Genomic DNA, 26,830 nt, shown 5'->3' on the forward strand with positions numbered 1-26,830 from the left:
GATTCTCTCCGGGAAACGGGGGTGCACGCGCGACCGATTGGCCGCGTCGGATCAGATGATCGTGCGCGTCCGTCTGGGAGGGTATTCAGGCCCGTCGCCGTCGTGGGCCGGACGTGCGCCATCGCCCGCCGGCTGGATCAGCACGGCGTTCATGGCGACGAGGGGGCTCAGATCGCGGTTGAGGATCGGGATGGCGGTGTGGCTGTCGCCGCTCGTATGGTGGTGATGGCTTGCTGGACGCCCGGCCTCGCCCTCGTCTTCGCCGTCTTCGGCTTGATCCAGTGGATCCTCGGCCGGCGCGTCGGGGGCGATATGGACGTGCAGCGAGCCATGATCGACGTCCGCGATCTCTGCGTGATCACCGTGGCCGATCGCGACTGCCGGCCAATCCGACGCATGGGCAATCTGGTGCCGCCCTTCCTGAACCCCATGCAGGCTCAACGTCGCCACGAGGGCGGCGCACAGGCTGACGCAAATGGTGCGAAACAGGCGAGACAAGATTGAACGGCTCCTTCATCCGCCATAGTGCGACCCGATCCCAATGGCAACGGTCGAGGTTGCCGCATCACGATATGGCTAGGATTCGTCCTTCAGGTGGATACGTGATGGCGGAGGTCGGGAGCTCCGTTGACGGCTGCGACGATGCGAACATTGATCGATCCGCCAGTCGTGGTAAGGGGCGGCATGGGAGTGACTCACTATCATTCTCAAAATGTTTTCTTGGTGGGCTGCGGGTCGCTGCGGCGCCAGTGCGGCGCCGACCGGTCGGGATTGACCGACGCCGAGGCAGTACCCACGTCTCGTGGCCCGGGGTCAGGCCGGCGCTGCGGGCCGGGCTCGCCGGCTTTCGAACCGGCGTCGGATCCAGGTTCGCCCAGGTTTCTCAACGAGCAGATGCAGGGCCGCCGCGATCAGCGCCGTGACGACGAACAACCCTGCCAGTTCGACTGGCGTGATGCGGAAGGCGCTGTCGATGCCGCGCAGTTCGGCGACCACGCCCTTGAAGGCGACGAGGACGGGCATGTGCACGAGATAGAGGGCGAAGGAGGCTTCACCGGCGAAAACCAGCGCAGGGGCGGCGAGAGGCCCCTCGCAGTCCGCGCGTGCGAGCAGGGACCAGGTCAGGATAACGGGGGCTGAGAGGGCGACGATGATCCGGTCGTCCAACGACAGCTGCATAGCGCCGAGCAACACGAGGGTAGCAGCCAGGGCGGCGGCGATGGCGACGGGCCGGCTCCAGCGCCAGCGATGGCCCAAGCCGTAGAGCGCCATGCCGATCAGAAAGGCCGGCGCTATGCGCAAGATGCCCATGTCGTCCTCGGCCCGAGGCAGAACCTTGCCGAAGGTTGAGACGTAGGCCGCGTCGATGACAACATAGCTGACGATGCCCAAGCCGAGCAGGAACCAAGGACGATGTCTCATCCGGATCGAGAGAAGGGCGTAGGCCGGGAACAGCAGATAGGCGAACCATTCCGCCGAGAGCGACCAGGACGGGCCGCTCCAATTGTATCCGATTTCGCTTGGAAACCACGCCTGCACCAGGAACAGGGTCTTGAAGAAGCCCTCTGTCGTATAGGTCGAGAGATCGAACGGAACGCCAGAGATTGAAGCTCCGAGCACCATGATCAGAACACCGCCCAAAATCGCCAGATGGAGGGGATAGAGCCGAGCCAAGCGGGCCACGAGGAAGCGCCTGTAGCTGAATGTTCCTGCGGCGAAAGCGGGGCCGTAGACGTGGGCCAGAATGAAGCCCGACAGCATGAAGAAGGCGTCGACCGCCAGCCGGCTTCGCTCGATGATCGGGCTGTAGCCGAGGGCCGGATCCCACTGAAGCTGGTAGTGGAACAGCACCACGCCCATGGCCAGGAAGGCCCGCAGGCTGGTCAGGGCCATCAGATCAGCCGGGTAGCCTTCGTGAGTCGGAGAAACGGACGTCATGAACGATGGCCCCCCAAAGGCAGGCGGCACAGGACGGACCGCTTAATTGGTCTACGCATCGGTCGCCTCCATCCCTCATTCTGTCGCATCTGGGGATCAGGCCTGCCGCGCTGGAGAAAAGGCCATGATCTGATCCTGCGCCGCTCGCGGGCTCATGGCGATCGGCTTGCAGGTTTTCATCGGAAGGCGCGATGACGCGCGCCACCGGCTCAGCCCACAGACCGGCGCGGCCATGGTGAACGATGGCCTGGATCTCATCGAGCGCGGTTTTCTCCATGGGCGATGGATCGGCCGCCCATGCGGGCCCGCACGAAGACCACGTCGCCCACGCCCATGTCGCAATCCAGCTGACCGTGGCTCGCGCGGGCTCGGCCCGCGTGGTTCTGGACGACCGTCGCGCCCCGAGCCGTCAGGCGATCGTCATCGGGCTTTCTGGCGCTGATCGGGCCGGCCCTCGCCTCGTCATTCCGCCCTCCCTGACGGCCCTGTCGAGCCCTGAGGCCCAGCCGGACCGCATCGTGGCGGGCTTCAGAGAACGGCTCGGCGTCAAGGCGTATAAGCTGGATCCACGCCTTGAAGGGGTGCTTCTCAAGCCGTCTGAGGACCCGGCGCCCGGAGCCGTCGCCCGTGGGGCCTGGTCGGTCGGCGCCTCAAGGTCCTGGCCTAGGCGCAGATGCAGGCTCCACGTCTTCGCTATGCGCCCGTGATTCTCCGTGGGTTTTTCGGCCTGTTCATCAGCCTGTGGGATCATCTCTTGGGCAAGTTCCGGTCCGGGGCCCACACGCCCCCGGACAGGCCAGATCGGCGTGTCCGATCGGCCCTACTACCCGAGAGGATATTTTAGGACGCTCGCCGAACCAATCCGACAGGCCGTCTAGGGAAATATCCTGCGCTAGCGCGATGCGCGTCCGAGAAGGTTGATCAGTTCTGTGGCCTTGGCCTTGCGATCGGAGAGATCGTCGCCGGTCATCGCCCCCATGACGCAATGGTCGAGGTGGTCTTTCAGCACCTCCCTCTCGACGCGCAGCAGGGCGGCCCGCACGGCCTGGAGCTGGGTGAGGACCTCCACGCAGTAGCGGTCCTCCTCGACCATCCGGGCGATGCCGCGAACCTGGCCCTCGATCCGGTTCAGGCGGTTCAACACCTTGGGTTTGGTTTCCGTCTGCATCCAATTCCTCGTTCTGACCGTTCGACCCTACCCCAGGACAGCGCCTTGCGCGATACCCCCATAGGGTATATCTGGCGTCCAGCTGTTTCAAGGAGCCCGCCATGTCCATGCCCTCCCATTCGCATCCGGCCGGTCACAGCTGCTGTTCGGCCAAATCGGCCGACGGCGGCGCGAAGGCGGTCGATCCGGTCTGCGGCATGACCGTCGATCCCGCGACCGCGGCGCATCGGGCCGTCCACGACGGCCAGCACTATTTCTTCTGTTCGGCGGGCTGCCGGACCAAATTCATCGCCGATCCGGACCGCTATCTCGGCGAGGCCCGGCAACCGGCGCCTGTCATCCCGGGCGCCATCTACACCTGCCCGATGCATCCGGAGGTGCGCCAGGAGGGCCCGGGCTCCTGCCCGATCTGCGGCATGGCGCTGGAGCCGGAGACCGTCACCGCCGAGGCGCCGGTCAATCACGAACTGATCGACTTCACCCGCCGCCTCTGGGTTGCCGCGGTCCTGACCCTGCCCGTCTTCGCGCTCGAGATGGGCGGCCATCTGACCGGACTGGCGATGCGGATTTCGGGCCAAACCTCCAACTGGATCCAGTTCGCGCTGGCGACGCCCGTGGTGCTGTGGGCCGGCTGGCCGTTCTTCCAGCGGGGCTGGGCTTCCCTCCGCAACCGCAGCCTCAACATGTTCACCCTGATCGCCATCGGCGTCGGCGCGGCCTGGATCTACAGCGTGGTCGCGGTGCTGGCGCCGGCTCTGTTCCCGGCGGCGGTCCGCCGGATGGACGGCAGCGCGCCGGTCTATTTCGAGGCAGCGGCCATCATCACCGTCCTGGTTCTGGTGGGCCAGATTCTTGAGCTGCGCGCCCGCGAACAGACGTCCGGCGCCATCCGGGCGCTGCTTGATTTGGCGCCCAAGACCGCGCGGCGGCTCCGTGACGACGGCGGCGACGAGGACGTCACGCTCGACATGGTCGCCGTCGGAGACCGGCTGCGCGTCCGCCCCGGCGAGAAGGTGGCGGTCGATGGCGAGATTCTGGACGGTCGGGTGACCATCGACGAGTCCCTCGTCACGGGTGAATCCATGCCGGTGACCAAGGACGTCGGCGACAAGGTCGTCGCCGGATCGCTCAACAAGACCGGCTCGTTCGTGATGCGGGCCGACAAGGTGGGCGCCGACACCCTTCTGGCGCAGATCGTCCAGATGGTGGCCCAGGCCCAGCGCAGCCGCGCGCCGATCCAGCGGCTGGCCGACAAGGTGTCCGGCTGGTTCGTGCCGGCCGTGATCGCCATCGCGGTTCTCGCCGCCGTCGTCTGGGGCCTGATCGGTCCGGAGCCGCGCCTGTCCTACGCCCTCGTCGCCGCGGTGTCGGTGCTGATCATCGCCTGTCCCTGCGCCCTGGGCCTGGCCACGCCGATCTCGATCATGGTCGGGGTGGGGCGCGGCGCCCACGCCGGGGTGCTGATCAAGAACGCCGAGGCGCTGGAGCGTTTCGAAAAGGTCGACACCTTGGTGCTCGACAAGACCGGTACCCTGACGGAGGGGCGACCGTCGGTGACGGCCATCCGGCCCGCCGCCGGGTTCGACGAGACCGAGCTTCTGAGACTCTCCGCCAGTCTGGAGCGGGCCAGCGAACATCCGCTGGCCGACGCCGTCGTCCGCGCCGCGACGGATCGCAAGCTCGCGCTGTCGGAGGCCTCGGAGTTCGACAGCCCGGTCGGGCGTGGCGTCACCGGGGTGGTCGACGGCCGCCGCGTGGCGCTCGGCAACGGCCGCTACCTCGGCGAGATCGGCGTCGATGTCGCCGCCCTCGAGGCCGAGGCCGAGGCGCTACGCCAGGACGGCGCCACCGCGATCTTCGTGGCCGTGGACGGGGCCGCGGCCGGCGTCCTCGGCATCGCCGACCCGGTCAAGGCGACGACCGCCGGGGCCATTCGCGATCTGAAGGCCGCGGGCCTGCGCCTGGTGATGATGACCGGGGATAACCGGACCACGGCCGAGGCGGTGGCGCGCCGGCTCGGCATAGACGACGTCCAGGCCGAGGTCCTGCCGCAGGACAAGGCGGCGGTCGTCGAGCGGCTGCGCGCCGAGGGCCGGATCGTCGCCATGGCTGGCGACGGGGTCAACGATGCCCCGGCCCTGGCCGCCGCCGATGTTGGTGTGGCCATGGGCGCAGGTTCCGACGTGGCGATCGAGAGCGCCGGCGTCACCCTGCTGGGGGGCGACCTCCAGGGCATCGTCCGGGCCCGCAAGCTGTCGAAGGCGGTGATGAGCAACATTCGCCAGAATCTCGTCTTCGCCTTCGGGTACAACGCCCTGGGCATCCCGGTCGCGGCGGGGCTGCTGTACCCGATCTTTGGCCTCCTGCTGTCGCCGGCTCTGGCGGCGTTGGCGATGGCCCTGTCCTCCGTGAGCGTCATCGGCAATGCGCTGCGGCTTCGTGCGGTCAGACTTTAACGGGGGCGGCATGGGGGACCGGGGCCAGGAGAAGGCGACGACCGGCGTTTGCGCCATTACGCACTCCGGCAGCCGATCCCTCGCCTGATCCAACAGCGTTCGGGTATATTTGATCAAGGCGGAACCGTGTCGGAGGACCCGGATTTAACTGGCGTTCATGTCCGGTTGCGCAACGGCGCCGAGATCCCGGTTCAAGTCCGCGTCCCGCCGCCGCCCCGCGGCGCTTTCGTCAACTAGCCGCCGGCCGATTCGCCGGCGCCGCCCCACGCCGGAGACACCCGATGTTCAACCTGACCTTCACACGCTCGTCCGTTCTGCTCGCCGGCTGTTCCGCTCTCCTCGTGGCGGCGTGCAGCCCGGCCGCCGAGCCGCCGGCGGCCTCCAAGGCCGACGAGTCGGCGCAGACTCCGGAGCCCATGGCGATGGCGCAGACGTCCTTCTCCGCCGCCGAGGCGAGGATGCACGAGGCCATGAGGTCGGCGACGGGAGCCAGCGCCGGAGAGGCATGGGCCCGCAAGATGATCCCCCATCACCAAGGCGCCCTCGATATGTCCCAGATCGTGCTGCGCGACACGCGGGATGCCGACATTCGCCGGATGGCGCAGAAGACCGTCGAGATGCAGACCGGGGACATCGCCGAGCTCCAGCGTTGGCTCGAAACAAACGTGGGGGCCGCAGCCGGTGCGGCAGCGCCGGGCGGAGGCGGTGAGCCGCCGTTCGCGCCGGCCGAAGCGAAAATGATGGAGGCCATGATGGCCGCGACCGGGGTCGACACGGACCAGACCTGGGCTCGCAAGATGATCGCGCATCACCAGGGCGCCCTCGACATGGCCCAGGTGGTGCTGCGCGAAAGCCAGGACGCCGACATCCGGCGCATGGCGCAGAAGACGATCGAGATGCAGACCGCGGACATCGCGGAGCTGCGCGCCTGGCTGGAGGCTCATCCCGCCAGCGCAGGATGATCCGGCGTCGGCGAGAAGTCCCGTTGCAGATTTGCGAGTAGAGGAAGAACAATCGATGGAAAACATGAAGACCATGCACGCCATGAAGGGGAGCTACCGTTCCTTCGGCTTCGAGCTCGTCTTGGATTTCATCATCATGTACCTGGTGATGTACACGATGATCGCGTCCCTCAATCACTTCTATTTCAACCTCAACAACGTCTACATGACGCTGATGATGGTCTCGCCTATGGCGATCCTCATGCTGGTGTTCATGCGGTCGATGTATCCGTCGAAACGGACGAATCTGCTGATCGGCGGGGCTGCCGCCCTGGTGTTTGCGGTCAGCTTCTGGGGTATGCGGACCCAGGCGGCGGTGGGAGACACGGAGTTCCTGCGTTCGATGATCCCGCACCACTCCGGCGCCATCCTGATGTGCCAGCAAGCCTCGCTGACGGATCCGGAAGTGCTCGGTCTGTGCGAGGAAATCGTCCGCTCCCAGGAACAGGAGATCGCCCAGATGAAGGCTCTTCTGGCGCGGCGCTGATCCAGCGCTAGGCGACGGGAGTTTCCGGCCCGGTCGGCTCTGCGGCAGCGTGTCGCGAGGGGCGACCGGGTCGCCTGCGTAAAACCATATAGATCGTCGCCTCGCCGAGGCGCGGTTCTGACTTTAAGGAGTATCTTATGAAGCTGGATCGTCGACTGCTGCTGCGCGGCGCCGTCGCGGGCGGCGGTCTCGCCGCCTTGCAGGGCCTGATGCCCGCCTGGGCGCAGACGGGCTCGCCGGGGCTGCGGTCGGACCTGCCTACCCTGACTGGGCCGAATATCGATCTGACCATCGGTCAGACGCCCTTCACCGTGAACGGGCGCACCGCGACGGCCACGACCATCAACGGCGTGCTGCCGGCGCCGGTGTTGCGGCTGCGCGAAGGCCAGAACGTCCGTCTGGCGGTGACGAACACCCTGGACGAAGACACCTCGATCCACTGGCATGGGTTTCTTCTACCCTTCCAGATGGACGGGGTGCCCGGGATCAGCTTCCCAGGCATCAAGCCGCGCGAGACCTTCGTCTACGAGTTTCCGATCAGGCAGTCCGGCACCTTCTGGTATCACAGCCACTCCGGCCTGCAGGAGGCGCTCGGCCACTACGGGCCGATCGTCATCGATCCGGCCGGCGCCGATCCGGTCGCCTACGACCGCGAGCATGTGCTGGTCCTGTCGGACTGGAGTTTCATGCATCCGCACGAAATCCTCGACAAGCTGAAGAAGAGCCCCGGCTACTTCAACCGGCAGCGCACGACCCTGGCGGGCCTCTTCTCCGGCGAGGACCGCATGAGCCTGGAAGAACGGCGCATGTGGGGCCAGATGCGGATGGACCCGCGCGACATCCTCGACGTGAATGGGACGACCTACACCTATCTGATCAATGGACACGGCCCGCAGGAGAACTGGACCGGCCTGTTCCGACCCGGCGAACGGGTGCGACTGCGCATCATCAACGCCTCGGCCATGTCGATCTTCAACGTCCGCATCCCCGGCCTGCCGATGACGGTGGTCCAGGCCGACGGCGAGAACGTGCGTCCGGTCGAGACCGACGAGTTCCAGATCTCCGTCGCCGAGACCTATGACGTTATCGTCCGGCCGACCGAGGACCGGGCCTACACCATCGTGTCGGAAGCCATTGACCGTTCCGGCATGGGGCGGGCGACCCTTGCTCCGCGCCTGGGGATGACCGCCGAGGTTCCGCCGCTCCGCGAGGTTCCCAACCTGACCATGAAGGACATGGGCATGGGGGACATGGGCGGCATGGGCGGCATGGACCACGGCTCGATGGGGGGCCAGCCGGGCGGCGCCATGGCGGGGATGGATCATAGCGCCATGACCGGCGCCTCCGGCGGCACCATGGCCGGGATGGATCACGGCGCCATGGCGCCCCAGTCCACGGGTGCGATGACCGGGATGGACCACGGCTCCATGGCCGGCATGAACATGCGCGATCCCGCCAACGCCCCGCCGGACATGGCGGTGGGGGTCGGCGTGGACGCCATCGCCATGGCGCCGGCCAACCGCATGGGCGAGCGCCCGACGGGACTGGCCGACGTACCCCACCGCGTGCTGGTCTACACCGACCTGGTCTCGCTGACGCCCAACAAGGACCAGCGTCCCCCGTCGCGGACCATGGAGATCCACCTGACCGGCAACATGGAGCGGTTCATGTGGGGCTTCGACGGGAGGAAGTTCAGCGAACTGGTCGAGCCGATCCGCTTTGAGCGGAACGAGCGGGTGAGGGTGACCCTGGTCAACGACACCATGATGGCCCACCCCATCCATCTGCACGGCCACTTCTTCGAACTGGTGACCGGCGGACCGGCGGGCCACCAACCGCTGAAGCATACGGTCAACGTTCTCCCCGGCGGCAAGGTCACCTTTGACCTGACCGCCGACAATCCCGGGGACTGGGCCTTCCACTGTCACATGCTGATGCACATGCACGCGGGCATGTTCAACGTCGTCACCGTCCGCCCGATGTCAGGAGCCTCGTCATGATCCGTCGGTCCGTGGGTCTCGTCCCTCTGCTCCTCGCGGCCTCGGCCGGCCCGGTGTTCGCCCAGAGCCACGCCGGGCACGGCGCGGCGGCTAACGCCGTCCAGACCGCCGTCCAGCTGCCCGCCGGTTGCGTCCGGCGCGGCGCGCCGACGGCGGATCCGTCCCGCGTCGGAACGCCCGGGGCGCCGGTCTGCCCGACCGGCGCCGTGCCCGAGCGCGCGCCGGCGTCGGCGGATCCCCACGCCGGGCACGACATGTCGACGATGAGCCAGACCGCGCCCGCGCCGGCCATGCCGGCGGGACATGACATGTCGACCATGCAGAGCGGCCAACAGCCGGCCGCCGCCGGTCAGCCGGATCCCCACGCCGGGCACGACATGTCGACGATGCGGCAGACCGCGCCCGCGCCGGCCACGCCGGCGGGCCACGACATGTCGACCATGCAGAGCGGCCAGCGGCCGGCCGCCGCCGGTCAGCCGGATCCCCACGCCGGACATGACATGTCGACGATGGGCCAGACCGCGCCGGCGCCGGCCATGCCGGCGGGACATGACATGTCGACCATGCAGAGCGGCCAGCAGCCGGCCGCCGCCGCTCAGCCGGATCCCCACGCCGGGCACGACATGTCAACGATGCGGCAGACCGCGCCCGCGTCGGCCATGCCGGCGGGACATGACATGTCGACCATGGGGCAGATGCCCCCGGGTCATGACATGTCGGCCATGGCGATGCCGCCCGACGTGCCGACCAGCGCGGACAACCCGGGACGCCCTCCGGAAATGCCCCTTCCGCCCGGGGCGACCAGCGGCCCCGCTCACGCCGCCGATACCCTGTTCGATCCCGCGGAGATGGCGGCGGCCCGCGAACAGCTTCGCGTCGAGAATGGCGACGTGCGGACCACCGCGGTGATCATCGACCAGCTCGAAGCGAGTTTCGGAGACGGCGAAGAAGGCTACGCGCTGGACGCGCAGGGCTGGACCGGCGGCGACATCAACCGCTTCTGGTGGAAGTCGGAAGTCGAGGGCGACTTCGACGGCGAGGTCGAGGAAGCCGAGGTCCAAGCCCTTTACAGCCGGGCGTTCCGGCCCTTCTTCGACTTCCAGACCGGCCTGCGGCAGACCTACCGGCCCGAGGGCGACCGGACCGATCTGGTCGTCGGCATTCAGGGTCTGGCGCCCTACTGGTTCGAGGTCGATGCGGCGGCCTTCCTGTCCAACAAGGGCGAACTGACGGCGAGGGCGGAGGCCGAATATGATCAGCGGATCACCAATCGCTGGATCGTGCAGCCCCGGGCCGAGGTGGTGCTGTCGGCGGAGGACATCCCCGAACTCCGGATCGGGTCCGGCCTGTCGACGCTCCAGATCGGGGCCCGCTTGCGCTACGAGTTCCGCAAGGAATTCGCACCCTATGTCGGCGTCGAATGGACCAAGAGCTTCGGCAATACGGCGGACTTCCTGGAAGCTGACGGGCGAAGCTCGGAAGACACCCGGCTGGTCGTCGGCATTCGGGCGTGGTTCTAGCGAAGCGGCGGCGGGTCTTGTCTTGACGCCGGCGCCCCCACAGGCACGCAACGGGTCGGTTGTCAGGACGCCCCCGCCGGGGCCAGGGCCTCGCTACAGCCTGTGCCTTGCGCCGGCCGGTGACCGGCCCGGTGTTGTCCAATGACAGCGGGGCGGCGGATCCGGGCCGTCGTGATCGATCTGGATGACACCCTGCTCTCAGCCTATCGCCGCCCTGATCTGGCGTGGCGCAGCGTCTGTCAGGTATACCAGACCGAGCTTGGCGACCTCGCTCCGGACGTTGCAGCGCGCGCCCTGACGGAGGCGGGGCGGGCCTTCTGGAGCGATCCGGACAGCCACGCCGTGGGCCGCGCAGACCCGAAGCAGGCCCGGCGCGTCATCGCAGCCAAAGCCTTCGAGGCCTTGCGGCGCGACAGTAGTCCAACGGTATCTCCCGAGATCGCAGAGCGCATCGCCGACGCCTTCAGCCTCCATCGCGACCGGCAGATGCGGCTCGAACCCAAGGCGGACGCCGTGTTGGTCCAACTGCGGGACGCTGGATACCGGCTCGCGCTGCTCACCAACGGCGCCGGTCCACTGCAGCGCGCCAAGATCGAGCGTTTCGGTCTGGCTTCGCGTTTCCATCATATCCAGATTGAAGGCGAGGTCGGCGTTGGCAAGCCCGATCCGGGCGCGTTCAGGCGAGTGTTTGCCGCCTTGAACGTCGATCCGCCCGAGGTCTGTGTCGTCGGAGACAGTCTGGAATGGGACATTCGCCCGGCCAAGGCGCTGGGCTGTTTCACCATTCTGTACGACCCGGAGGCTGGCCAAGCTGTAGGACGCGGTTTCGGCGACGCCCACGTTGTGACCCGGACATTGGCGAGCTTGGCGCCCCACCTTCAGGAGCGTAGTTCGCCCCCCGGCCGGATGGATCGCGCCGGCCGGCGATCACGGCGCGCCGACTGAGCCCAGGGCTGAAAGACCATCGCGAGGGGTCAGCCGGGGAGCCGACCGCTGATCGACGACGGAAAAACGCCGCGCGGCAGGTCGCGCGGCGTTCCTTCCACATCCGGCTTCGGCCCCTCAGGAGGCGGGAGGCCGATCCCTCAGTGAACCATGAAACGGACGAGGCCGTTCATCTGGTGGCCGTCGGCGCCCTTCGCGGCCCAGGCGGCGGAATAGGATCCGGGGGCCAGGACGGGGAGGGGCGCGCTGACCGTGGTGACCGGCGCCGCGTCGTCGACCACAGCCACGTCGATGGACCGGGCGTCAGGGCCCGTCAGCCTGAGAGAGGTCAGGGTCATGGCGTGCGGGAACGTCGCCGAGAAGGTCGTCGGCGCGACCGCTAGCATGGCGTTGTCCGCGGGCGCGGTGACGACGCCGTTGGCGGGGGCCTGCATGGCGGCGTGATCCTGCGCCGACATGCCCGCGTGCGAATGGCTCTGGGCCTGGGCGAGGGAGACGGGAGCCAGCGCCGCCAGAGCGGCCAGGCTGGTGAGGATTGAACGGTTCATGAGAGACTTCCTGATGCTTACGTGGACTACTGGTTGGGCGGCATGGTCATGCCGTCCATCTTCGACATGTCATGGCCGGCCATCGGATCGGCCGGCGGCGGCGTCGGGGCGGGTGCTGGCGCCGGCGCGGGGCGGGTCGGTCGGGGCGTCGAGGCCCGGGGGGACGGCGCCGGGGCTGATGCGGCGGCCTGCGGCTGCGGGGTCGGCTCGGGCGTGGCGACCGGCGCGGCCTCCATCGGGGTCGTCGCCGAGGCGCCCGGCGCCGTCTGGGCCTCGACCGGTTGAGGGTCGGCGGCCGGCTGGCAGGCGCCCAAGGTGATCGCCGCTGCGGCGGCTAGGATCGGGACTCTCATGTGACAAGCTCCTGAAAGAAAAGGGCGATGATCGGGTCGATTTCCCGCGACGCCCTCATACTAGAATACGCGGACGGGCGCCGCATCCCTCGCCGCCTGGAGGTCGATCGACGGAGCGCCGCTGCGGCCCGAGCGGGGCTAAGGCGCGACGAAGGTTCCGAGGACCCTCGAGCTGATCACTCAAGAGCGGCCCGGACAGCGGGCGTGTCGTCCAGCGCCTCGGACAGCTTGCGACGAGCCCGCGCCACGCGGGTCTCCACGGTCTTGATGGAGACACCCAGCATCCCGGCCGTTTCCGCCTGACTGCGCCCCTCGATCGCCGTCAGCAGAAGCGGAGCCTTGAGGTGCGGCGGCAGATGGCTCACAGCCTCGTTCAACCGCGCCAGCCTTGCGCTGGCATCCATCCGGTCATCCACCGCCTCGGCCCCGTCCGGCACGGACATGGCTTCCGGCGACGACAGGTCGACGCCGCCCCGGATGAGCCGCCGAACGAAGCGGCGACGGCTCCAGTCCCGGCATTTATTGAGTGCGATGGTCCGGATCCAGGCCTCGAAGGGTCGGACCGGGTCGTAGCGGCGAATGTTGATCCAGGCCGCCGCATAGGTGTCCTGCAACAGGTCCCAGGCGTCCTGTTCATCGCCGACATAGCGCCGGACGAAACGGAACAGAGAAGTCTTGGTCTGCCGCATCAACTCGCTGAAGGCCGCCCGGTCCCCGCCGGCGGCGCGGGCTGACAGGTCGTTGGGGCTGTCCACGCGGAACGCTAGCCTTCGTCGGGCGCGAGGGCCTCGACGATACGGTCGTCGAATACCTCGGCCTGGGCCGGCGTCAGAACGGACCGCATCTCGAAGACGTGGGCGATCGTCTCCTTCTGCAAGGCGCCCATGGCGACGTGGAAATGGTCCACCGCCGCCTGGACCTGGGGACCGTCGCCGTCGCTCCGTGCGATCGCGCGCGCCAGTTCCTGATTGGCCGCGCGGACGTCCGCTTCGAGCGCGGGCCGGCGCGCGGCGAACCGGGCTTCGACTGCGTCGATGCGGGTCAGCTGGTCGGGCGAGAGCTTCAGGTCGTGGTGCACGATGTCGTGCAGGGATGGCGGTTCGCGCCGGCTCAGCACCCAGCTGGCGCTGATCCAAGTGCCCGCGCCGCTGGCGACCGCCGCCAGGACGGCCGTCAGGGCGATGGCCTGCCAGCCGCGCTTCATCGGCCGGTTTCCAGTCTCACCAGAGGCGACAGGCCCGCGTCGACCGTGAAAATGGCCATCTCCCCGGCCGGTCTGGGGGCGGCGACCGCGCCGACGCCGCCTGCCGTCAGGCCGGTGACCAGGGCCATGGCGACGGCCCCCAAACGCAGTTGCGACGCGAGCCTTTCGCCGCGAAGCGCGTCGACCCGGCTCCAGACGAGCGGTTCGAGCCCGTCGAGCGACCGGCCCAAGGGCGTCGCCGCCGATCCGGCCAAAAGATCATCCAAATTACGCGCCATCGAACACTCTCCTTGCGCCCCTAATCCCTACTACGCCGAAACAAGCCAAATCCCTCAAACGAGGGGACGGCCTCCCCGGTGCGTAGTTAGCAGAAGGGACGGGATGGGAGAGAACAATGTCGATACGCAAACTTCTGTCGGGGATCGCCCTGGTGGTGGCGCTGTCTGTCAGCGCGCCCGCGTTCGCGCACGAGGATCATGACAAGCAGGCCGCGGCCCGTGCCCAGGCCGCCGCGCCGGCGGGCGCCGTGCCAGAAGGCGGCGTGATGGCCATGCCGGGGATGGCTATGGACATGGAACACGGGGCCATGACGGCGGACGAGGGTCCCAAGCCAATGCCCCAGCGCCTGTATCGCTGGCTCGGCGCCATGCATCCCGCCGCCGTCCATTTCCCGATCGCGCTGTTCCTCGTCGCCGCGCTCCTCGAGATCGCCGCCCTGACGCTGCGTCGGCCGGTCCTGACCCAGGGCACGCGGGTGATCATCGCCCTGGCGGCGATCTCCGCGGTCGCCGCGGTGGCGCTGGGATGGTTCGCTATGGGGCTGCCCGGGAAGGACGATGTGACTCACCTCTACCATCGGTGGCTCGGCACCTCGATCGCCGCGCTCGGCCTGCTGAGCTGGTGGGCGAAGGAACAATGGGTCCGCCGGCCGGGGCGCGGGCGCGAGCTGATCTACATCGGTCTTTTGACCGTGACCGCCGCCGCCGTGGTGGTCAACGGCCTGCTGGGCGGGATGCTGACCCATGGCATGAGGCATCTGATGTTCTGACGGCCTTGGGGTCCGTCGTCGCCCGAACGCCTCGTTCTTCATCTACTTCGCCGGACCGGGTTCTACTGCGGCCGCGGCAAACCAGGAGACTGCACCATGATGTTCCGTTCAGCACTCGCCGGATCGGCGGTCGCCGCCCTCCTCGCGACCTCCGGCCAAGCGCAAGCTCAATCACAGGCGCCGGCCCGCTCCCACGCCCCCGGCTCGGCCCATACGCCAGGCTCGGCGCACGCCCCCGGCGATGCGCAATCCGCTGACGAGGCCCAGGTCCGAGCGGTCGTCACCGCCTACAAGGACGCCATCGAGCGGATGGACGTGTCGCAGACGCCGGCCCTGTTCTGGACCGACTCGGAGATCTTCGAGAACGGCGGCGTGGAGGGATCGTTCGCCTATTATCTGGAGCACCATCTCGGGCCCGAATTCGCCGATCTGGCCGGCTTCGACTTCCGCAACCACGAAATGAAAGTCGAGGTTGACGGCGACACCGCCTTCGTGAGCGAGACCTACACCTTCCACATCACCTTCAAGGACGGAGCCCGGGCCCCCATAGAGCGCCGCGGCGCCGCCACGAGCGTCCTGCGCAAGCGGGGTGACGAGTGGAGGTTCGACGTCTATCACTCCTCGGCCCGGCCCTTCCGCCCCGCCGCCTGATCGCGGCGGCGACCGTCATCGGCGGCCTCCAGATATCGCTCGCCAGAGGGACCCATGAGATCGATGCCCACCCTTTCACGCCGTGCGTTTCTGGCCGCGGGGGCCGGCTCCGTCGCCGTCGCGGCCTGCGCTCCGGGCGCCCGTTCATCGACCGAGCTCGCGGTCTACAAGACCCCGACCTGCGCCTGTTGCACGGCCTGGGTGGATCACATGCGCGCCGCCGGCTTCAAGGCGCGGGTCAACGAACTCCCGAGCCTTCGCTCTATACGCAGCACCCAAGGCGTGCCCGAGGCGCTCGCCTCCTGCCACACGGCCATGATCGGCGGCTATGTCCTCGAGGGCCATGTGCCGGCCGAGGATGTCCGCAAGCTTCTGGCCGAACGTCCCGAGGCCGTGGGCCTCGCAGTGCCGGCGATGCCGCTGGGGTCTCCCGGCATGGAGACGCCAGACGGCCAACGTGAGCCCTATGAGACCCTGCTGATCCTCAAGGGCGGCGGTACGCGCGTCTTCGCGCGTCACGGCTAGGCGAGGCCCAGGGATGAAGGTTCTCAAGCTCTCCACCCAGCTGCACAAATGGATTGCGCTCGTCGTCGGCCTTCAGGTCCTGTTCTGGGTCGGCGGCGGTCTGGTGATGACGGCCATTCCGATCGAGACGGTGCGCGGCGAACATCGGGCGGTTGACCTCAAGCCGAGCCCGCTGGAGCTCGGCGCGCTTCCGGCACTGAGCGAGATCGCGCGCCGAGCGGGCGTCGCGCCTGTCCAGGCGGAGCTTCACACGACGCCGCGGGGGGCGGCCTGGACCTTGAAGCCGGCGTCGGGCGAGCCAGTCGTCGTGTCCGCCGCGACCGGCCGGCCGTTCGGACCGATGTCGGCCGCCGACGCCTCGGCCTTCGCCAAGGGCGCGTACAAGGGCGAGGCGCGGGTTTCCGGCGCGGTTCTTCTGGCGACGGCGCCCGAGGAGACGGGACGCACCGGACCGCTGTGGCGGGTAGACTTCGCCGACCGCGAAAAGACGGCCTTCTACCTGTCGCCAGCGACAGGCGAAGTGGTGACGCGCCGCTCGGGCGTGTGGCGGATCTTCGACTTCTTCTGGCGACTGCACGTCATGGACTGGAACGACGGCGAGGACTTCAATCACCCCCTGATCATCATCACTACCGCCTTGACCCTGAGCATTGTGATTTCGGGCTTCATCCTGCTGTGGATACGGATCTCCCGCGACCTGAAAATGGCGCGTGCGGTTCGCAAGCGGGAGCCATGAGGCAGGCGACGGCTCGATCACAGGAAGCTCTGCCAAGAGACAACGACCGGACTTCACCACCGCGTCTCGCCGCCCTGACCACCGCCTGGCCGCCGCACATCCTGCGGCAAGAGGACGTCGCGGCCAACGGGGCCGAAATGTTCGCCACGACCCACGGCGGTTTCGAGCGGCTGGCGCCTATCTATCGAAACGCCTTGATCGACACACGGCATTCGTGCGTCCCAATGGACTGGTATCTGCAGCCGCACAGCTTCGCGGAGCGGAACGACCTGTTCCTGGAACACGCAGTCGCCCTGATGGCCGAGAGCACGACGAGCGCGCTGGAGCAAGCGGGGTGATCGCGACCTTGGCCGGTTTTGGACCACTCGGATCATCACCTGCCCGGCGCGCCGCTAGTCCGATCCGGCCCTTCCGGGTCATTCGTCATCCCAACTACTGGATCGCATCTCTTGAGATCGCCATCCTGCCGCTGGTTTTCGGCCAGGTCTGGATAGCAGTGGTGTTCACCGCGCTTAATGCCATGCTGATCACCTGGCGGGTGCGGCTGGAGGATCGCGCTCTTGCCTATCAGGCCTGTGAGCCAGAACGACCTGGATGCGAGGCGGGCCAGTCACCGACGATCAGGTCACGCGGTGCGAAATCTCGGTCAGAGCCCTGAGACCGGTTCCGAAGCGGGCGATTGATGCCCGGTGCCGTTCCAGTTCTCCGTAGGGCAGATAGCGCACATTGAGATCGGCGATCCGGCTGAAGGCCGGACGTTGCAACTGCGCCCGCACATCGTTTTCGCGGCTGTCGGGAGCGACCAGGAAAAGGCCGGCGGAGATGTTTAGTTCGCCTGACAGGGCGAGGTCCAGCATTCGCACGACACCGGAGTAGATCGTGGTGGAATGCTCGACCTCGAAGGCGGCCGCCACGCGGTCCGCGTCTCCCTCCAGCCAGAGTACGTCGATCAGCCGGATGGACTCGGCGCCTGGACCGTTCGCCAGCGACGGCGGTAGTTGTTCTAGGCAGCCCTCGCTCAGGCGTGCGCCCTCGTGCTGGCGCCCGCGGTCATTGGACGCGATCCAGACCCTGTAGCCCAGCGCGCGACCCAGATCACGGACCCAGGCCTGGATCTCTGTGTGGGTCCGGTCCGTCTCGCCCTGCTGGAGCGCGGTCTTCTCGAACTTGACCGCTTCGGCGCGCGCTTCGGCCAGCCGCGCGTCCCAGCCGCTGGCGGACAGACTCTCGTCGTCCAGGGGCGGCGCGGGATAACGGCCGGAGCCCACGTCGAACAGGAAGCCCGCGATCGCCCCGAGATCGTTGGACAGAAGATCGCTGTAGCGAGCGTTGAGGGCCAAAATTCCTTGCCGCATCGCAAGGTAGTGCTCCCAGCTCCCGAGCTTGACCTTTGATCCGGTGATCGCGTTGTAGCCGTTGACGATCGCGGTATTGAACGGCGAAACGTGGGTGGGATGGAGAAAATAGATCAGGTTGGCCACTGCAGGCCCGAGTCCCTTGATTCGGAGTTGGTCGATCGTGCGGATGCCCGCGAGAATTTCCGTTGCTGTCGAACAACAGCTGCAGTGATGCAGGAGCCGGCCGAAAGCGCGTTGATTGGCCGGGTTTTCGTAGATGTCCGGGATGCGAAGTTTGGGCTTCCAGAGGAAGGCATGGTCCGCGCCCTTGAAGATCTGCCGTTGTTCGGCCACCGAATGAACGATCGTCTCCAGCGACGACCCGCGATAGGCCACGCCGAACCGGCCTGCTTCGATCTCCTTGACGACCTGGCCGATGCCGCGACGGATGGAGCGGAAATTCTTCAGACGCTCGTCCCACAAGAACCAGGTCTGGTAGGTCGCAGCCGGGTCGCGCCGCCACTGTTCAATAAGATCACGAACTCGATCTGACACGGCGCGCCCCCTCAATTCTTGAGCAGTCTAGGCGGGTCCAGGTCGCTGGGCCAACGGCCATTCGCAGCCGGTCCCAAGAGCGCGTGCGACGCACCTGGCTCCAGCGCGTTCGGCGCGCGCCAACGGCTACATCGCCATTTCCATGGCCGAGACCGGAGCCAGGGTTCCCATGATGGACACCAGGGCCAGCAGCCCCAGGGCGAGGAGGGTCTCCATCACCAAGCTGCGTTTCAGCCGTGAAATGGCGGGGCCAAGATACTCGGGATCGTCCAGGGCGCTGCCGAGGTGGGGCGTCAGATAAAAGCGGTTCGCGGCCGCCAGAACCAGCATGAGCGCGAAGAGCACGAGCTTGCCCGTCAACAGCAGACCGTAGGGCGTGCTCAAGAGGCCAGCGATACGATCGGGTCCGACCATGAACCAGCTGTTCACCAGTCCGCTCAGAACCAGGACGGCGACCGATGCGGTTCCGACGCCGGCAAATCCGTGAAGCGCTCGATGAAGGATCCTGTCGCTATCAACCGTTTTTGACCGTCGCCCGAAGGTCAGGATAAGCAGCGCCGCGAGCGCGCCGAGCCACACCGCCGCCGCCCAGCTGTGCAAAATAGCGGCCGTCAGATGCACATAGCGCCCGGCGCCTTCGGTGGCCGCGCCGTGTCCCGTCCAGGCGAAGCTGGCGCCGACGATCAGACCGGCGACGGCGAAGAATCCCCACAGGCCGCGGGACGGCTTGTCTTGGATGAGCGCAAGAAGCGCGAGCAACGCGGCCAGCGTCCGGACGAGAAAGGCGGGTCCGAGGCTCGTGCCCGTGAGCATGAAGCCGAGCGTCGCCGGCTTGAGACCTTCAGTCAGCGAGCCCGCCATCACAGCGGTCTGGGCCGCGAAGGCGGCGGCGGAGCCTATGGCGACCACGGCCGCCGCGCTGACCAGCAAGGATCTCGTCCAGCCGAGGGCCACCGCGTCCGACCCGCGCAACCCGTAGAGGAGGAACAGCGGCGTCCCGAGCAGGACGACAGCGCCGCCGTACTGCGCGAGCCGGAGCAGGATGACCAGAACGTCGAGCACGATGGGTCAGCGCACCGTGAAGGCGATGGCGCCGGTCATACGGTGGCCGTCTGCGGAGGCGGCGTGCCAGTTGAGGCTGTAGGCGCCGGCCGCGAGCGGTCGCGCCGTCCGTCCCGAAACGGTCATGCCGTCATCGGAGACGGTGGTCGCGACCGGGAATTTGGCACCGGCGGCGTTCACGACCTCGAGGCCCGAGAAAGCGGGAACGACGCGTTCGCTGAAGGTGACCGTCAGCGAACGCGGCGAGGCGATGCTCGCGCTCGCCGCCGGGTTGGAGGCGACGACGCGCGCGTGGGCGGCAGCCTGCGTCGCCCCCAACAGCAGGGCGCCGACGGCGCCGACGACGGAAAGGATTTTGCGAGTGGTCATAGGGAGGCTCCGAAACCAGAGGGGTTCAATGAGTTATACGGGCGCCGGGGTTGAATCCCTCGTTCGAACTGCGGGCGGGCGCGCGCTGATCCGGAGCATTGCGTTGCGCGCGCCCGACGCCAGCCCGTCGGTCGCTTGACACGGCCGGCCGACGGGCGTGGGATGAACGCGCATGTGGAACCTCGTCCGCACCCTTCTGTTCGCCCTGGCGGTGGCCGGCTTCGTCGGCCAGTCGTCCGCGCACGCCACGCCGTTCCAGGTATTCGAAGCGACGGGCGGCATGGCGGACATGGATTGCGCCGAGATGATGGTGATGGCGGACGGGCCTTCCGGCGGCGCTACTAGCCCTTGCGACGAGATGACGCCCGACTGCATCGCCAAGATGGGCTGCGCCGCCGTCGCGGCGCCCATGCCGCCGGCGCCGACCGTTCAACGGCCTTCGGCTCCGCGGGGACTCCGGTTCGCAGCCGTCGATGTCGTGCGAGAGGGCGCAGGCCCGCTTCCACTGAAGAATCCGCCGAAACGGCTGGCTTAGAACGCTTTCGCTGAACGGTAGGCCGTGCGCGACGTTACGCCGCGGTAACCGATCGATCTGAGCCCTTCGCCGGTGTCCTGCCCTCACGGCGGGTCCGATGGTTTCGAGGAATTTCATGACCATTCGTTTGAGGACGGCGACACGCGCGTCTGCTTGTCAGCCGCCCCGTGTCCGCCTGCCGCGCGTCACGACGCGGCGAGCCGAGGCTTCGGCGCCCACCCGGTGCCGTGAGCTAACCGCAAGCTGGGCGATCCTTCCCGCTTCCGTTCTGCTCCTGAGCGTCTGGACCGCGCCGGCCCAGGCTGACCCCCAGACGTTCGACGAGGCCCTGGCCCGCGCGGCGTTCAGCGCACCCAGTCTGCGCGCCAGCGCATTGGGTGTCGACGCCGCTCGTGCGGCCGTTCCGGCAGCGGGGCTTCTGCCGGACCCCCGGCTCTCCGTCGGTCTCGACGGATATCCGGTGACCGGGCCGTTCGCGGGGCAATTCGATGAAGACTTCACCATGCTCAGGATCGGCGTCGAGCAGGAGGTGCCCAGCCGCGCGCGTCGTCGCGCCGAGCGAGACATCGCCGAGGCGGCGATCGGCGTCGCCGGCGCTGAGGAGTCCGTCGCGCGACGAGAGGTCCGGGTCGCCGTGGGCCTTGCGTGGATCGACCTGTTCTATGCCGAACGCCGCTTTGCGGCGTTGGAAGAGCTGCTGGCGACGTTGCAACCCCTGTGGGACGCCGCCCCGGCCGGAGTCGCGTCCGGCGCCTATCGGCCCGCCAACGCTCTCGGGCCCGTTCAGCTCAAAGCCGATCTTGACGATCGCCGCAGCAGTCTCGCCGCCGACATCGAGAAGGCGCGAGCCGAACTCGCCCGGTGGACGGGCGACGCCGATCCCGAGACGGTTGGCCCGCCGCCGCAGGACGATCTCGACCTGACCGCCTTGCGGAACGGCATCGCCCAGCTGCCGACCGTGCGGGCCTATGGAGCCGCCGCGCGCCGCGCCGAAGCCGAGGTCGACCTGGCCCGCGCCGGACGTCGCCCGGACTGGTCGTTCCAAGCCAGCTACGCCCGCCGCGATGAGCGGTTCGGCGATCTGTTCTCCGTCGGAGCGAGCGTGCGGCTGCCGATCTTTCCCGGTCGAAGGCAGGATCCCGTCATCGCCGCGCGCGCCGCTGATGCGCTGCGGGTCACCGCCGAGCGTGAGGACGCTGAGCGCGTGTTGACCGCGTCGCTGCGAAGCGCCCTGGCCGAATACGCGACCGCTCACGATCAATGGGTCCGGTCGCGCGACGTCGTTCTGCCCAGTGTCCTTCAGCGTTCCGATCTCGAAACCGCGAGCTATGCGGCGGGTCGGGCGGGCATCGTTGAAGTTCTCGAAGCCTTCACCGCCGTGGCCAACGCCCGGCTCGACACGCTCGATCGCGAGGCCGCCGTGATGCGTCAAGTGGTCGAGATCACTCTCACCTATGGGAACGACGACCGATGAACGCCCTTCGCAACAAACGCCTGGGCATCGCCATGGGCGCGCTTCTTTTGGTCGGGGTCGGCGTCGGGGCCGGCATCGTCGTCGCTCCGCGGCTGGATGGGGCCGGCGGTGAGACCGCCGAGGGGGGAGGGGAGCGCGAGATCCTCTATTGGTACGATCCCATGGTTCCAAACGAACGCTACCCGGGGCCGGGGAAGTCGTCCATGAACATGGAGACCATCCCCAAATATGCCGATGAGGGGGGAACGACCGCCACCCCCGGCGTTCGAATCGATCCGGCGCTGGCCCAGAATTTGGGGGTCCGGTATGCCACGGCTCGCCGTGGCGACCTTGAGGGCGATCTGAGCGCCACGGCGGTGGTCGATTACAATGAACGCGACATCGCCGTGGTCCAGTCGCGGGCCGACGGCTTCGTGCAGCGAGTCTACAACCGCGCGCCGGGCGATGTCATCGCTGCGGGCGCGCCTCTGGTCGATTTGCTCATCCCGACCTGGGGCGGCGCCCAGACGGAATATCTGGCCGTACGGCGCACCGGCAACACGCCCCTGATCCAGGCGGCGCGGCAGCGACTGGTGCTGATGGGCATGTCCGAGAGCCTGATCGCCTCGGTGGAGCGCAGCGGGCGGGCGCGAAACACGATCACGATCTCAACGCCCACTGGCGGCGTGATCAAGACCCTGGGCGTGCGCGCCGGCATGAGCGTGACCCAAGGCATGACCTTGGCCGAGATCAACGGCCTGGCCACCGTCTGGGTCAATGCCGCCATCCCGGAGGCGCTGGGGAGCCGGCTAAGGGTCGGACAGTCCGTCGAGGTGGCTTTGACCGCGTTCCCGGGAGAGCGGTTCACGGGTCGTCTGACCGCCCTGTTGCCGGAACTCGTCGGCGACAGCCGCACGGTCACGGGACGGATCGAAATGGCCAATCGCGGGGGCCGTTTGCGCCCCGGCATGTTCGGCCGGATCACCTTCGGCGGCGGTTCGACGACGGCGTTGCTCGTGCCGACCGAGGCGGTGATCCGAACGGGTGAACGGGACATTGTCATGCTCGCCCGGCCGGAAGGCCGGTATCAACCGGCCGAGGTCCGTGTCGGGCGAGAAGCCGGGGGGCAAACCGAGATCCTCGCCGGTCTCAGGGAAGGCGAACGGATCGTCGCGTCGGGGCAGTTCCTGATCGATTCCGAAGCCAGCCTGTCAGGCGTAACGGCGCGGCCGATCGGCCCGACGTCCCGGCCCGCCACCGCCGCCCCAACGGGCGCATCCATGGCCGCGCCCGCCTCGCGCGGGAGGTCGAGCCAATGATCGCCGCGGTCATTCGCGCCTCGGTCAAGGGGCGCTTCCTCGTCCTTATGGCCGCCGTCGCCCTGCTCGCCGCCGGCCTGTTCGCGGTTCGCAGCACGCCGGTCGACGCCTTGCCGGACCTGTCGGACGTGCAGGTCATCATTCGCACCAGCTACCCGGGGCAGGCGCCCCAGATCGTCGAGAACCAGGTCACCTATCCTCTGGCGACCACCATGCTGTCCGTACCCGGCGCGCGAACGGTTCGAGGCTATTCCTTCTTCGGCGACAGCTTCGTCTATGTGCTGTTCGAAGATGGGACGGACCTCTACTGGGCGCGTTCCCGGGTCCTCGAATACCTCAGCCAGGTGCAGGCGCGGCTTCCCGCGACCGCCCAACCGGCACTTGGTCCGGACGCCACCGGCGTAGGCTGGGTCTATGAATACGCCCTGGTCGATCGCACAGGCCGCAACGATCTGGCGCAATTGCGAAGCCTGCAGGATTGGTTCCTCCGCTACGAGCTGAAGACCGTGCCGGGGGTCGCCGAGGTCGCCAGCCTGGGCGGCATGGTGCGGCAATACCAGGTGGTGCTCGACCCCGTCAGGCTCGCGTCCTACGGCGTCACCCATCAGGCGGTGGTGGACGCTCTCCAGCGCGCCAACGGCGAGACGGGCGGCTCGGTGCTCCAGCTCGCCGAAGCCGAATACATGATCCGCGCCAACGGCTATCTGACCGAGCTCGACGACTTCCGGGCCGTGCCGCTCCGCACGGCGGCTGGAGGCGTGCCGATCAGCCTCGGGGATGTCGCGACCATCCAGATCGGCCCGGAGATGAGACGCGGCATAGCCGAGCTCAACGGCGAAGGCGAGGTCGCGGGCGGCGTCGTCATCCTTCGATCCGGCGCAAACGCCCGCGCCACGATCGCGGCCGTGACCGAGAAACTCGAGACGCTCAAAGCCGGACTGCCCCCGGGAGTCGAAGTGGTGACGACCTACGATCGCTCGCAGCTCATCGACCGGGCGATCGACAATCTGAGCGGCAAGCTGATCGAGGAGTTCATAGTCGTCGCCCTGGTCTGCGGCCTGTTCCTCTGGCACGCCCGGTCGGCGCTGGTCGCCATCCTGACCCTGCCGCTGGGCGTCCTGGCGGCCTTCCTGATCATGAATCTTCAGGGCGTGAACGCCAACATCATGTCGCTGGGCGGCATCGCCATCGCCATCGGCGCCATGGTGGATGCGGCGGTGGTCATGATCGAGAACGCCCACAAACACATCGAACGATGGGAACACGATCACCCGGATGAAAAGCTGGCGGGCGAAGATCGCTGGAAGGTCATCACCGAGGCGGCCGTGGAGGTCGGCCCCGCGCTGTTCCTGAGCCTGCTGATCATCACCCTGTCGTTCATCCCGGTGTTCAGCCTGCAGGCCCAGGAGGGCCGGCTGTTCGCGCCCCTAGCCTTTACCAAGAGCTATGCGATGGCGGCGGCGGCGATCCTGTCCATCACTCTCGTGCCGGTTCTGATGGGCTATCTGATCCGCGGACGGATCCCGGCCGAACAGAGCAATCCGATCAATCGCTGGCTCACGCGCATCTATCGCGGGCCATTGGACTGGGTGCTGCATCATCCCAGAAAGACCTTGGTGGCAGCCTTGCTGATCTTCGCCACCACCGCCTGGCCTCTTAGCCAGCTCGGCGGCGAATTCATGCCGGCGATGGACGAGGGCGACCTGCTGTATATGCCTTCGGCCCAGCCGGGTCTCTCCCCGGCCAAGGCCGCGGAACTGCTGCAACAGACGGACCGGATGATCCGCACCGTGCCCGAAGTGGCGACCGTGTTCGGCAAGGCGGGCCGGGCGGAAACCGCCACGGATCCGGCTCCGCTGGAGATGTTCGAGACCACCATCCAGTTCAAGCCGCGCGATGAATGGCGGCCGGGCATGACCCCGGAAAAACTGATCGAAGAACTCGATCGCGCGGTTCAGGTCCCCGGACTGTCCAACGTCTGGGTCCCTCCCATCCGAAATCGCATCGACATGCTGGCGACGGGCATCAAGAGCCCCGTCGGCGTCAAGGTGTCCGGCTCTGACCTGGCCGCGATGGACCGTATCGCGGCCCAGGTGGCCGATGTCGCCAGGACCGTACCGGGCGTGACCTCCGCCTTGGCCGAACGCCTGACCGGCGGGCGTTATGTCGACATCGACATCGACCGGCGCGCGGCGGCCCGCTACGGCCTGAACATCGCCGATGTCCAATCGATCGTATCGGGCGCCGTGGGCGGCGAGACGATCGGACAGACGGTGGAGGGGCTCGCCCGCTATCCGATCAGCGTCCGTTACCCGAGAGAATTGCGCGACAGTCTGGAGCAACTGCGCGCCCTGCCGATGCTGACGCCGTCGGGCCAGCAGATCACCCTTGGCACGGTCACCAATATCCAGATCGCGGACGGCCCGCCGATGCTCAAGTCCGAGAACGGCAGGCTGACCACCTGGGTCTATGTCGACACTCGGGGGCGCGACCTCGCGTCTGTCGTCGCCGATCTGCGTCAGGCGGTCGCCAGCGAGGTGGATCTCGCGCCGGGCGTCAGCATCGCCTACTCCGGCCAGTTCGAATATCTGGAACGGGCGGCCGAGCGGCTAAAGATCGTGGTTCCGGCCACGCTCGTGATCATCTTCATCCTGCTCTATCTGACCTTCGGGCGCTTCGACGAAGCCCTCCTCATCATGGGCACCCTGCCATTCGCCCTGACCGGCGGCTTCTGGTTGCTCTATCTGATGGGCTTCGATCAGTCGGTCGCGACCGGGGTTGGCTTCATCGCCCTCGCTGGCCTGTCGGCGGAGTTCGGCGTCGTGATGCTGATCTATCTCAAACATGCGCTGAAGGATCGAGGACCTGATCCCGACCGGGAGCAGGTCGAGGAGGCCGTTCGCGAGGGCGCCCTTCTGCGGGTCCGGCCCAAGGCGATGACGGTCGCCGTGATCTTGGGCGGTCTGTTCCCGATCCTGATCGGCCACGGCGCGGGGTCGGAGATCATGACCCGGATCGCGGCGCCAGTCATTGGCGGCATGATCACCGCGCCCCTCCTGTCGATGCTCGTCATCCCAGCCGGCTATCTCCTCCTGAGACGCCGGAAATCACGTCCCACCCAAACCCCCACCCAAGGAGCTACCCTATGAAAAACCTGTTCGTGAAGTCGGCCAGGCTCGCCCTCGGCCTGAGCCTGTCAGCCGGGGCGGTCATTGCCCTGGCGGCCTGCAGTCAGCAGCCGGCGACGGAGACGGAAACCCCAGCCGCCACCGGTTCCGCCGTTGCCCCCGCGGCGCCGGCGGAGATGGACGCCATGTCGTCGGCGGCCGGAGAGGAGTCCGCGACCGCGCGCGGGGTGATTTCGGCCATCGACGCGGAGGGCGGCAAGATCACGATCGAGCACGAGCCGATCGCCAGTCTGGAATGGCCCGCGATGACCATGGGCTTCGCGGCGTCACCCGCCCTGATTGACCAGGCGAAGGTCGGCGACCGGGTCGAGTTTGATCTGGTCGTTACAGGCAGCGCGGGCGAAGTGAAGGCGATTCGGCCGCAGTAATCCCCTGCTGCCGGACTGTCGTCGCACGGGGCGGCGGCGTCCGGGTTGACGACGCGGCGGGGAA

At 67.7% G+C, this 26,830-nt stretch carries 28 protein-coding genes; 18 read left to right on the forward strand and 10 right to left on the reverse strand.

All coding sequences use genetic code 11. The annotated features are described in order from the left end of the window. Window positions 1-51: 51 nt before the first annotated feature. The 3 genes from ACP69V_RS01895 to ACP69V_RS01905 form a co-directional block, all read right to left on the reverse strand. A complete protein-coding gene (locus tag ACP69V_RS01895) occupies window positions 52-498 on the reverse strand; it encodes a hypothetical protein (protein ID WP_088582500.1) in 447 nt (148 codons plus the stop codon). 315 nt (window positions 499-813) lie between these two features. Beyond that, a complete protein-coding gene (locus ACP69V_RS01900; RefSeq protein ID WP_291537777.1) occupies window positions 814-1,938 on the reverse strand; it encodes an acyltransferase family protein in 1,125 nt (374 codons plus the stop codon). Between the two features lie 892 nt (window positions 1,939-2,830). Beyond that, window positions 2,831-3,106: a metal-sensitive transcriptional regulator gene (locus ACP69V_RS01905; RefSeq protein ID WP_035308104.1), complete on the reverse strand. Its 276-nt coding sequence runs from the start codon at window positions 3,104-3,106 to the stop codon at window positions 2,831-2,833. Between the two features lie 101 nt (window positions 3,107-3,207). On the opposite strand from ACP69V_RS01905, the gene ACP69V_RS01910 reads away from it, so the two are divergent. The 6 genes from ACP69V_RS01910 to ACP69V_RS01935 all read left to right on the forward strand — a co-directional run bounded on the left by ACP69V_RS01910 (window position 3,208) and on the right by ACP69V_RS01935 (window position 11,515). Beyond that, window positions 3,208-5,562: a heavy metal translocating P-type ATPase gene (locus tag ACP69V_RS01910; protein ID WP_426022429.1), complete on the forward strand. Its 2,355-nt coding sequence runs from the start codon at window positions 3,208-3,210 to the stop codon at window positions 5,560-5,562. A gap of 281 nt (window positions 5,563-5,843) precedes the next feature. Then, window positions 5,844-6,524: a DUF305 domain-containing protein gene (locus tag ACP69V_RS01915; RefSeq protein ID WP_426022430.1), complete on the forward strand. Its 681-nt coding sequence runs from the start codon at window positions 5,844-5,846 to the stop codon at window positions 6,522-6,524. A gap of 55 nt (window positions 6,525-6,579) precedes the next feature. Then, window positions 6,580-7,050 carry a DUF305 domain-containing protein gene (locus ACP69V_RS01920; RefSeq protein ID WP_112863190.1) on the forward strand — a complete coding sequence of 157 codons (471 nt, stop codon included), beginning with the start codon at window positions 6,580-6,582 and terminating at the stop codon, window positions 7,048-7,050. Between the two features lie 137 nt (window positions 7,051-7,187). After that, the gene (locus ACP69V_RS01925) at window positions 7,188-9,050 is read left to right on the forward strand and encodes a copper resistance system multicopper oxidase (RefSeq protein ID WP_112863189.1); all 1,863 of its coding nucleotides are present in this window, start codon (window positions 7,188-7,190) and stop codon (window positions 9,048-9,050) included. After that, on the forward strand, window positions 9,047-10,570 hold the full coding sequence (locus ACP69V_RS01930) for a copper resistance protein B (RefSeq protein WP_245159369.1): 1,524 nt from the start codon (window positions 9,047-9,049) through the stop codon (window positions 10,568-10,570). Before ACP69V_RS01925 ends, ACP69V_RS01930 begins: the two co-directional genes overlap by 4 nt. Window positions 10,571-10,741: 171 nt before the next feature. Further along, entirely contained in the window at window positions 10,742-11,515 is a 774-nt protein-coding gene (locus tag ACP69V_RS01935) for an HAD family hydrolase (protein ID WP_164952667.1), read from the forward strand. A 140-nt stretch (window positions 11,516-11,655) separates the two neighbouring features. Here ACP69V_RS01935 and ACP69V_RS01940 read toward each other — a convergent pair whose 3' ends face one another. Continuing rightward, complete coding sequence (locus tag ACP69V_RS01940) at window positions 11,656-12,063, reverse strand: copper resistance CopC family protein (protein WP_426022431.1); 408 nt, start codon at window positions 12,061-12,063, stop codon at window positions 11,656-11,658. Window positions 12,064-12,084: 21 nt separating this feature from the next. Between ACP69V_RS01940 and ACP69V_RS01945 the strand changes: the two genes are divergently transcribed. Beyond that, complete coding sequence (locus ACP69V_RS01945) at window positions 12,085-12,348, forward strand: hypothetical protein (protein ID WP_088582504.1); 264 nt, start codon at window positions 12,085-12,087, stop codon at window positions 12,346-12,348. A gap of 244 nt (window positions 12,349-12,592) precedes the next feature. Here ACP69V_RS01945 and ACP69V_RS01950 read toward each other — a convergent pair whose 3' ends face one another. From ACP69V_RS01950 to ACP69V_RS01960, 3 genes are read right to left on the reverse strand one after another with little or no spacing between them, the layout of a single operon-like run. Continuing rightward, a complete protein-coding gene (locus ACP69V_RS01950) occupies window positions 12,593-13,171 on the reverse strand; it encodes an RNA polymerase sigma factor (protein ID WP_245159370.1) in 579 nt (192 codons plus the stop codon). A gap of 8 nt (window positions 13,172-13,179) precedes the next feature. After that, on the reverse strand, window positions 13,180-13,620 hold the full coding sequence (locus tag ACP69V_RS01955; RefSeq protein WP_088582505.1) for a Spy/CpxP family protein refolding chaperone: 441 nt from the start codon (window positions 13,618-13,620) through the stop codon (window positions 13,180-13,182). Continuing rightward, window positions 13,617-13,898 carry a hypothetical protein gene (locus tag ACP69V_RS01960; protein ID WP_088582506.1) on the reverse strand — a complete coding sequence of 94 codons (282 nt, stop codon included), beginning with the start codon at window positions 13,896-13,898 and terminating at the stop codon, window positions 13,617-13,619. The genes ACP69V_RS01955 and ACP69V_RS01960 overlap by 4 nt, the downstream gene beginning before the upstream one ends. A 116-nt stretch (window positions 13,899-14,014) precedes the next feature. Here ACP69V_RS01960 and ACP69V_RS01965 point away from each other — a divergent pair, with 116 nt between their 5' ends. From ACP69V_RS01965 to ACP69V_RS01990, 6 genes are all read left to right on the forward strand, one after another. Further along, window positions 14,015-14,668 (forward strand): DUF2231 domain-containing protein, encoded by a 654-nt coding sequence (locus ACP69V_RS01965; RefSeq protein ID WP_426022432.1) that lies wholly within the window; start codon window positions 14,015-14,017, stop codon window positions 14,666-14,668. Between the two features lie 96 nt (window positions 14,669-14,764). After that, entirely contained in the window at window positions 14,765-15,319 is a 555-nt protein-coding gene (locus tag ACP69V_RS01970; RefSeq protein ID WP_135194142.1) for a YybH family protein, read from the forward strand. Between the two features lie 54 nt (window positions 15,320-15,373). Further along, the gene (locus ACP69V_RS01975; RefSeq protein WP_306418727.1) at window positions 15,374-15,844 is read left to right on the forward strand and encodes a DUF411 domain-containing protein; all 471 of its coding nucleotides are present in this window, start codon (window positions 15,374-15,376) and stop codon (window positions 15,842-15,844) included. Between the two features lie 13 nt (window positions 15,845-15,857). Further along, the gene (locus ACP69V_RS01980) at window positions 15,858-16,580 is read left to right on the forward strand and encodes a PepSY domain-containing protein (RefSeq protein WP_088582510.1); all 723 of its coding nucleotides are present in this window, start codon (window positions 15,858-15,860) and stop codon (window positions 16,578-16,580) included. After that, the gene (locus tag ACP69V_RS01985) at window positions 16,577-16,918 is read left to right on the forward strand and encodes a hypothetical protein (protein WP_088582511.1); all 342 of its coding nucleotides are present in this window, start codon (window positions 16,577-16,579) and stop codon (window positions 16,916-16,918) included. The genes ACP69V_RS01980 and ACP69V_RS01985 overlap by 4 nt, the downstream gene beginning before the upstream one ends. Further along, window positions 16,915-17,238 carry an isoprenylcysteine carboxylmethyltransferase family protein gene (locus tag ACP69V_RS01990; RefSeq protein ID WP_205678542.1) on the forward strand — a complete coding sequence of 108 codons (324 nt, stop codon included), beginning with the start codon at window positions 16,915-16,917 and terminating at the stop codon, window positions 17,236-17,238. The genes ACP69V_RS01985 and ACP69V_RS01990 overlap by 4 nt, the downstream gene beginning before the upstream one ends. Here the strand turns inward: ACP69V_RS01990 and ACP69V_RS01995 are convergent. From ACP69V_RS01995 to copC, 3 genes are all read right to left on the reverse strand, one after another. Further along, window positions 17,201-18,472: a type II restriction endonuclease gene (locus ACP69V_RS01995; protein ID WP_088582921.1), complete on the reverse strand. Its 1,272-nt coding sequence runs from the start codon at window positions 18,470-18,472 to the stop codon at window positions 17,201-17,203. The genes ACP69V_RS01990 and ACP69V_RS01995 overlap by 38 nt on opposite strands. 126 nt (window positions 18,473-18,598) lie before the next feature. Next, complete coding sequence (copD, locus tag ACP69V_RS02000; RefSeq protein ID WP_184279852.1) at window positions 18,599-19,534, reverse strand: copper homeostasis membrane protein CopD; 936 nt, start codon at window positions 19,532-19,534, stop codon at window positions 18,599-18,601. Between the two features lie 6 nt (window positions 19,535-19,540). Then, window positions 19,541-19,903, reverse strand: coding sequence for a copper homeostasis periplasmic binding protein CopC (gene copC / locus ACP69V_RS02005; RefSeq protein ID WP_088582513.1), 363 nt, complete (start codon window positions 19,901-19,903; stop codon window positions 19,541-19,543). 172 nt (window positions 19,904-20,075) lie between these two features. Between copC and ACP69V_RS02010 the strand changes: the two genes are divergently transcribed. The 5 genes from ACP69V_RS02010 (at window position 20,076) to ACP69V_RS02030 (ending at window position 26,766) form a co-directional block, all read left to right on the forward strand. Further along, window positions 20,076-20,438: a hypothetical protein gene (locus ACP69V_RS02010; protein WP_088582514.1), complete on the forward strand. Its 363-nt coding sequence runs from the start codon at window positions 20,076-20,078 to the stop codon at window positions 20,436-20,438. A 115-nt stretch (window positions 20,439-20,553) separates the two neighbouring features. After that, a complete protein-coding gene (locus ACP69V_RS02015; RefSeq protein ID WP_135194144.1) occupies window positions 20,554-21,912 on the forward strand; it encodes a TolC family protein in 1,359 nt (452 codons plus the stop codon). Beyond that, window positions 21,909-23,210, forward strand: a complete 1,302-nt coding sequence (locus ACP69V_RS02020) for an efflux RND transporter periplasmic adaptor subunit (RefSeq protein WP_112863185.1) — start codon at window positions 21,909-21,911, stop codon at window positions 23,208-23,210. Before ACP69V_RS02015 ends, ACP69V_RS02020 begins: the two co-directional genes overlap by 4 nt. Next, a complete protein-coding gene (locus ACP69V_RS02025) occupies window positions 23,207-26,359 on the forward strand; it encodes an efflux RND transporter permease subunit (protein WP_112863184.1) in 3,153 nt (1,050 codons plus the stop codon). Before ACP69V_RS02020 ends, ACP69V_RS02025 begins: the two co-directional genes overlap by 4 nt. Then, window positions 26,356-26,766, forward strand: coding sequence for a copper-binding protein (locus tag ACP69V_RS02030; protein ID WP_035307582.1), 411 nt, complete (start codon window positions 26,356-26,358; stop codon window positions 26,764-26,766). The genes ACP69V_RS02025 and ACP69V_RS02030 overlap by 4 nt, the downstream gene beginning before the upstream one ends. The last annotated feature ends 64 nt before the right edge of the window (window positions 26,767-26,830 follow it).

The organism is Brevundimonas sp. PWP3-1b1 (assembly GCF_049896065.1).
GTDB lineage: Bacteria > Pseudomonadota > Alphaproteobacteria > Caulobacterales > Caulobacteraceae > Brevundimonas > Brevundimonas intermedia_B.

Bases quoted from the DNA above. Each gene is read 5' to 3' on its own strand.
- ACP69V_RS01900 (WP_291537777.1), bottom strand. From the start codon at position 1,938: ATGACGTCCGTTTCTCCGACTCACGAAGGCTACCCGGCTGATCTGATG.
- ACP69V_RS01905 (WP_035308104.1), bottom strand. From the start codon at position 3,106: ATGCAGACGGAAACCAAACCCAAGGTGTTGAACCGCCTGAACCGGATC.
- ACP69V_RS01910 (WP_426022429.1), top strand. From the start codon at position 3,208: ATGTCCATGCCCTCCCATTCGCATCCGGCCGGTCACAGCTGCTGTTCG.
- ACP69V_RS01915 (WP_426022430.1), top strand. From the start codon at position 5,844: ATGTTCAACCTGACCTTCACACGCTCGTCCGTTCTGCTCGCCGGCTGT.
- ACP69V_RS01920 (WP_112863190.1), top strand. From the start codon at position 6,580: ATGGAAAACATGAAGACCATGCACGCCATGAAGGGGAGCTACCGTTCC.
- ACP69V_RS01925 (WP_112863189.1), top strand. From the start codon at position 7,188: ATGAAGCTGGATCGTCGACTGCTGCTGCGCGGCGCCGTCGCGGGCGGC.
- ACP69V_RS01930 (WP_245159369.1), top strand. From the start codon at position 9,047: ATGATCCGTCGGTCCGTGGGTCTCGTCCCTCTGCTCCTCGCGGCCTCG.
- ACP69V_RS01940 (WP_426022431.1), bottom strand. From the start codon at position 12,063: ATGAACCGTTCAATCCTCACCAGCCTGGCCGCTCTGGCGGCGCTGGCT.
- ACP69V_RS01955 (WP_088582505.1), bottom strand. From the start codon at position 13,620: ATGAAGCGCGGCTGGCAGGCCATCGCCCTGACGGCCGTCCTGGCGGCG.
- ACP69V_RS01960 (WP_088582506.1), bottom strand. From the start codon at position 13,898: ATGGCGCGTAATTTGGATGATCTTTTGGCCGGATCGGCGGCGACGCCC.
- ACP69V_RS01965 (WP_426022432.1), top strand. From the start codon at position 14,015: ATGTCGATACGCAAACTTCTGTCGGGGATCGCCCTGGTGGTGGCGCTG.
- ACP69V_RS01970 (WP_135194142.1), top strand. From the start codon at position 14,765: ATGATGTTCCGTTCAGCACTCGCCGGATCGGCGGTCGCCGCCCTCCTC.
- ACP69V_RS01975 (WP_306418727.1), top strand. From the start codon at position 15,374: ATGAGATCGATGCCCACCCTTTCACGCCGTGCGTTTCTGGCCGCGGGG.
- ACP69V_RS01980 (WP_088582510.1), top strand. From the start codon at position 15,858: ATGAAGGTTCTCAAGCTCTCCACCCAGCTGCACAAATGGATTGCGCTC.
- ACP69V_RS01985 (WP_088582511.1), top strand. From the start codon at position 16,577: ATGAGGCAGGCGACGGCTCGATCACAGGAAGCTCTGCCAAGAGACAAC.
- copC (WP_088582513.1), bottom strand. From the start codon at position 19,903: ATGACCACTCGCAAAATCCTTTCCGTCGTCGGCGCCGTCGGCGCCCTG.
- ACP69V_RS02010 (WP_088582514.1), top strand. From the start codon at position 20,076: ATGTGGAACCTCGTCCGCACCCTTCTGTTCGCCCTGGCGGTGGCCGGC.
- ACP69V_RS02015 (WP_135194144.1), top strand. From the start codon at position 20,554: ATGACCATTCGTTTGAGGACGGCGACACGCGCGTCTGCTTGTCAGCCG.
- ACP69V_RS02020 (WP_112863185.1), top strand. From the start codon at position 21,909: ATGAACGCCCTTCGCAACAAACGCCTGGGCATCGCCATGGGCGCGCTT.
- ACP69V_RS02025 (WP_112863184.1), top strand. From the start codon at position 23,207: ATGATCGCCGCGGTCATTCGCGCCTCGGTCAAGGGGCGCTTCCTCGTC.
- ACP69V_RS02030 (WP_035307582.1), top strand. From the start codon at position 26,356: ATGAAAAACCTGTTCGTGAAGTCGGCCAGGCTCGCCCTCGGCCTGAGC.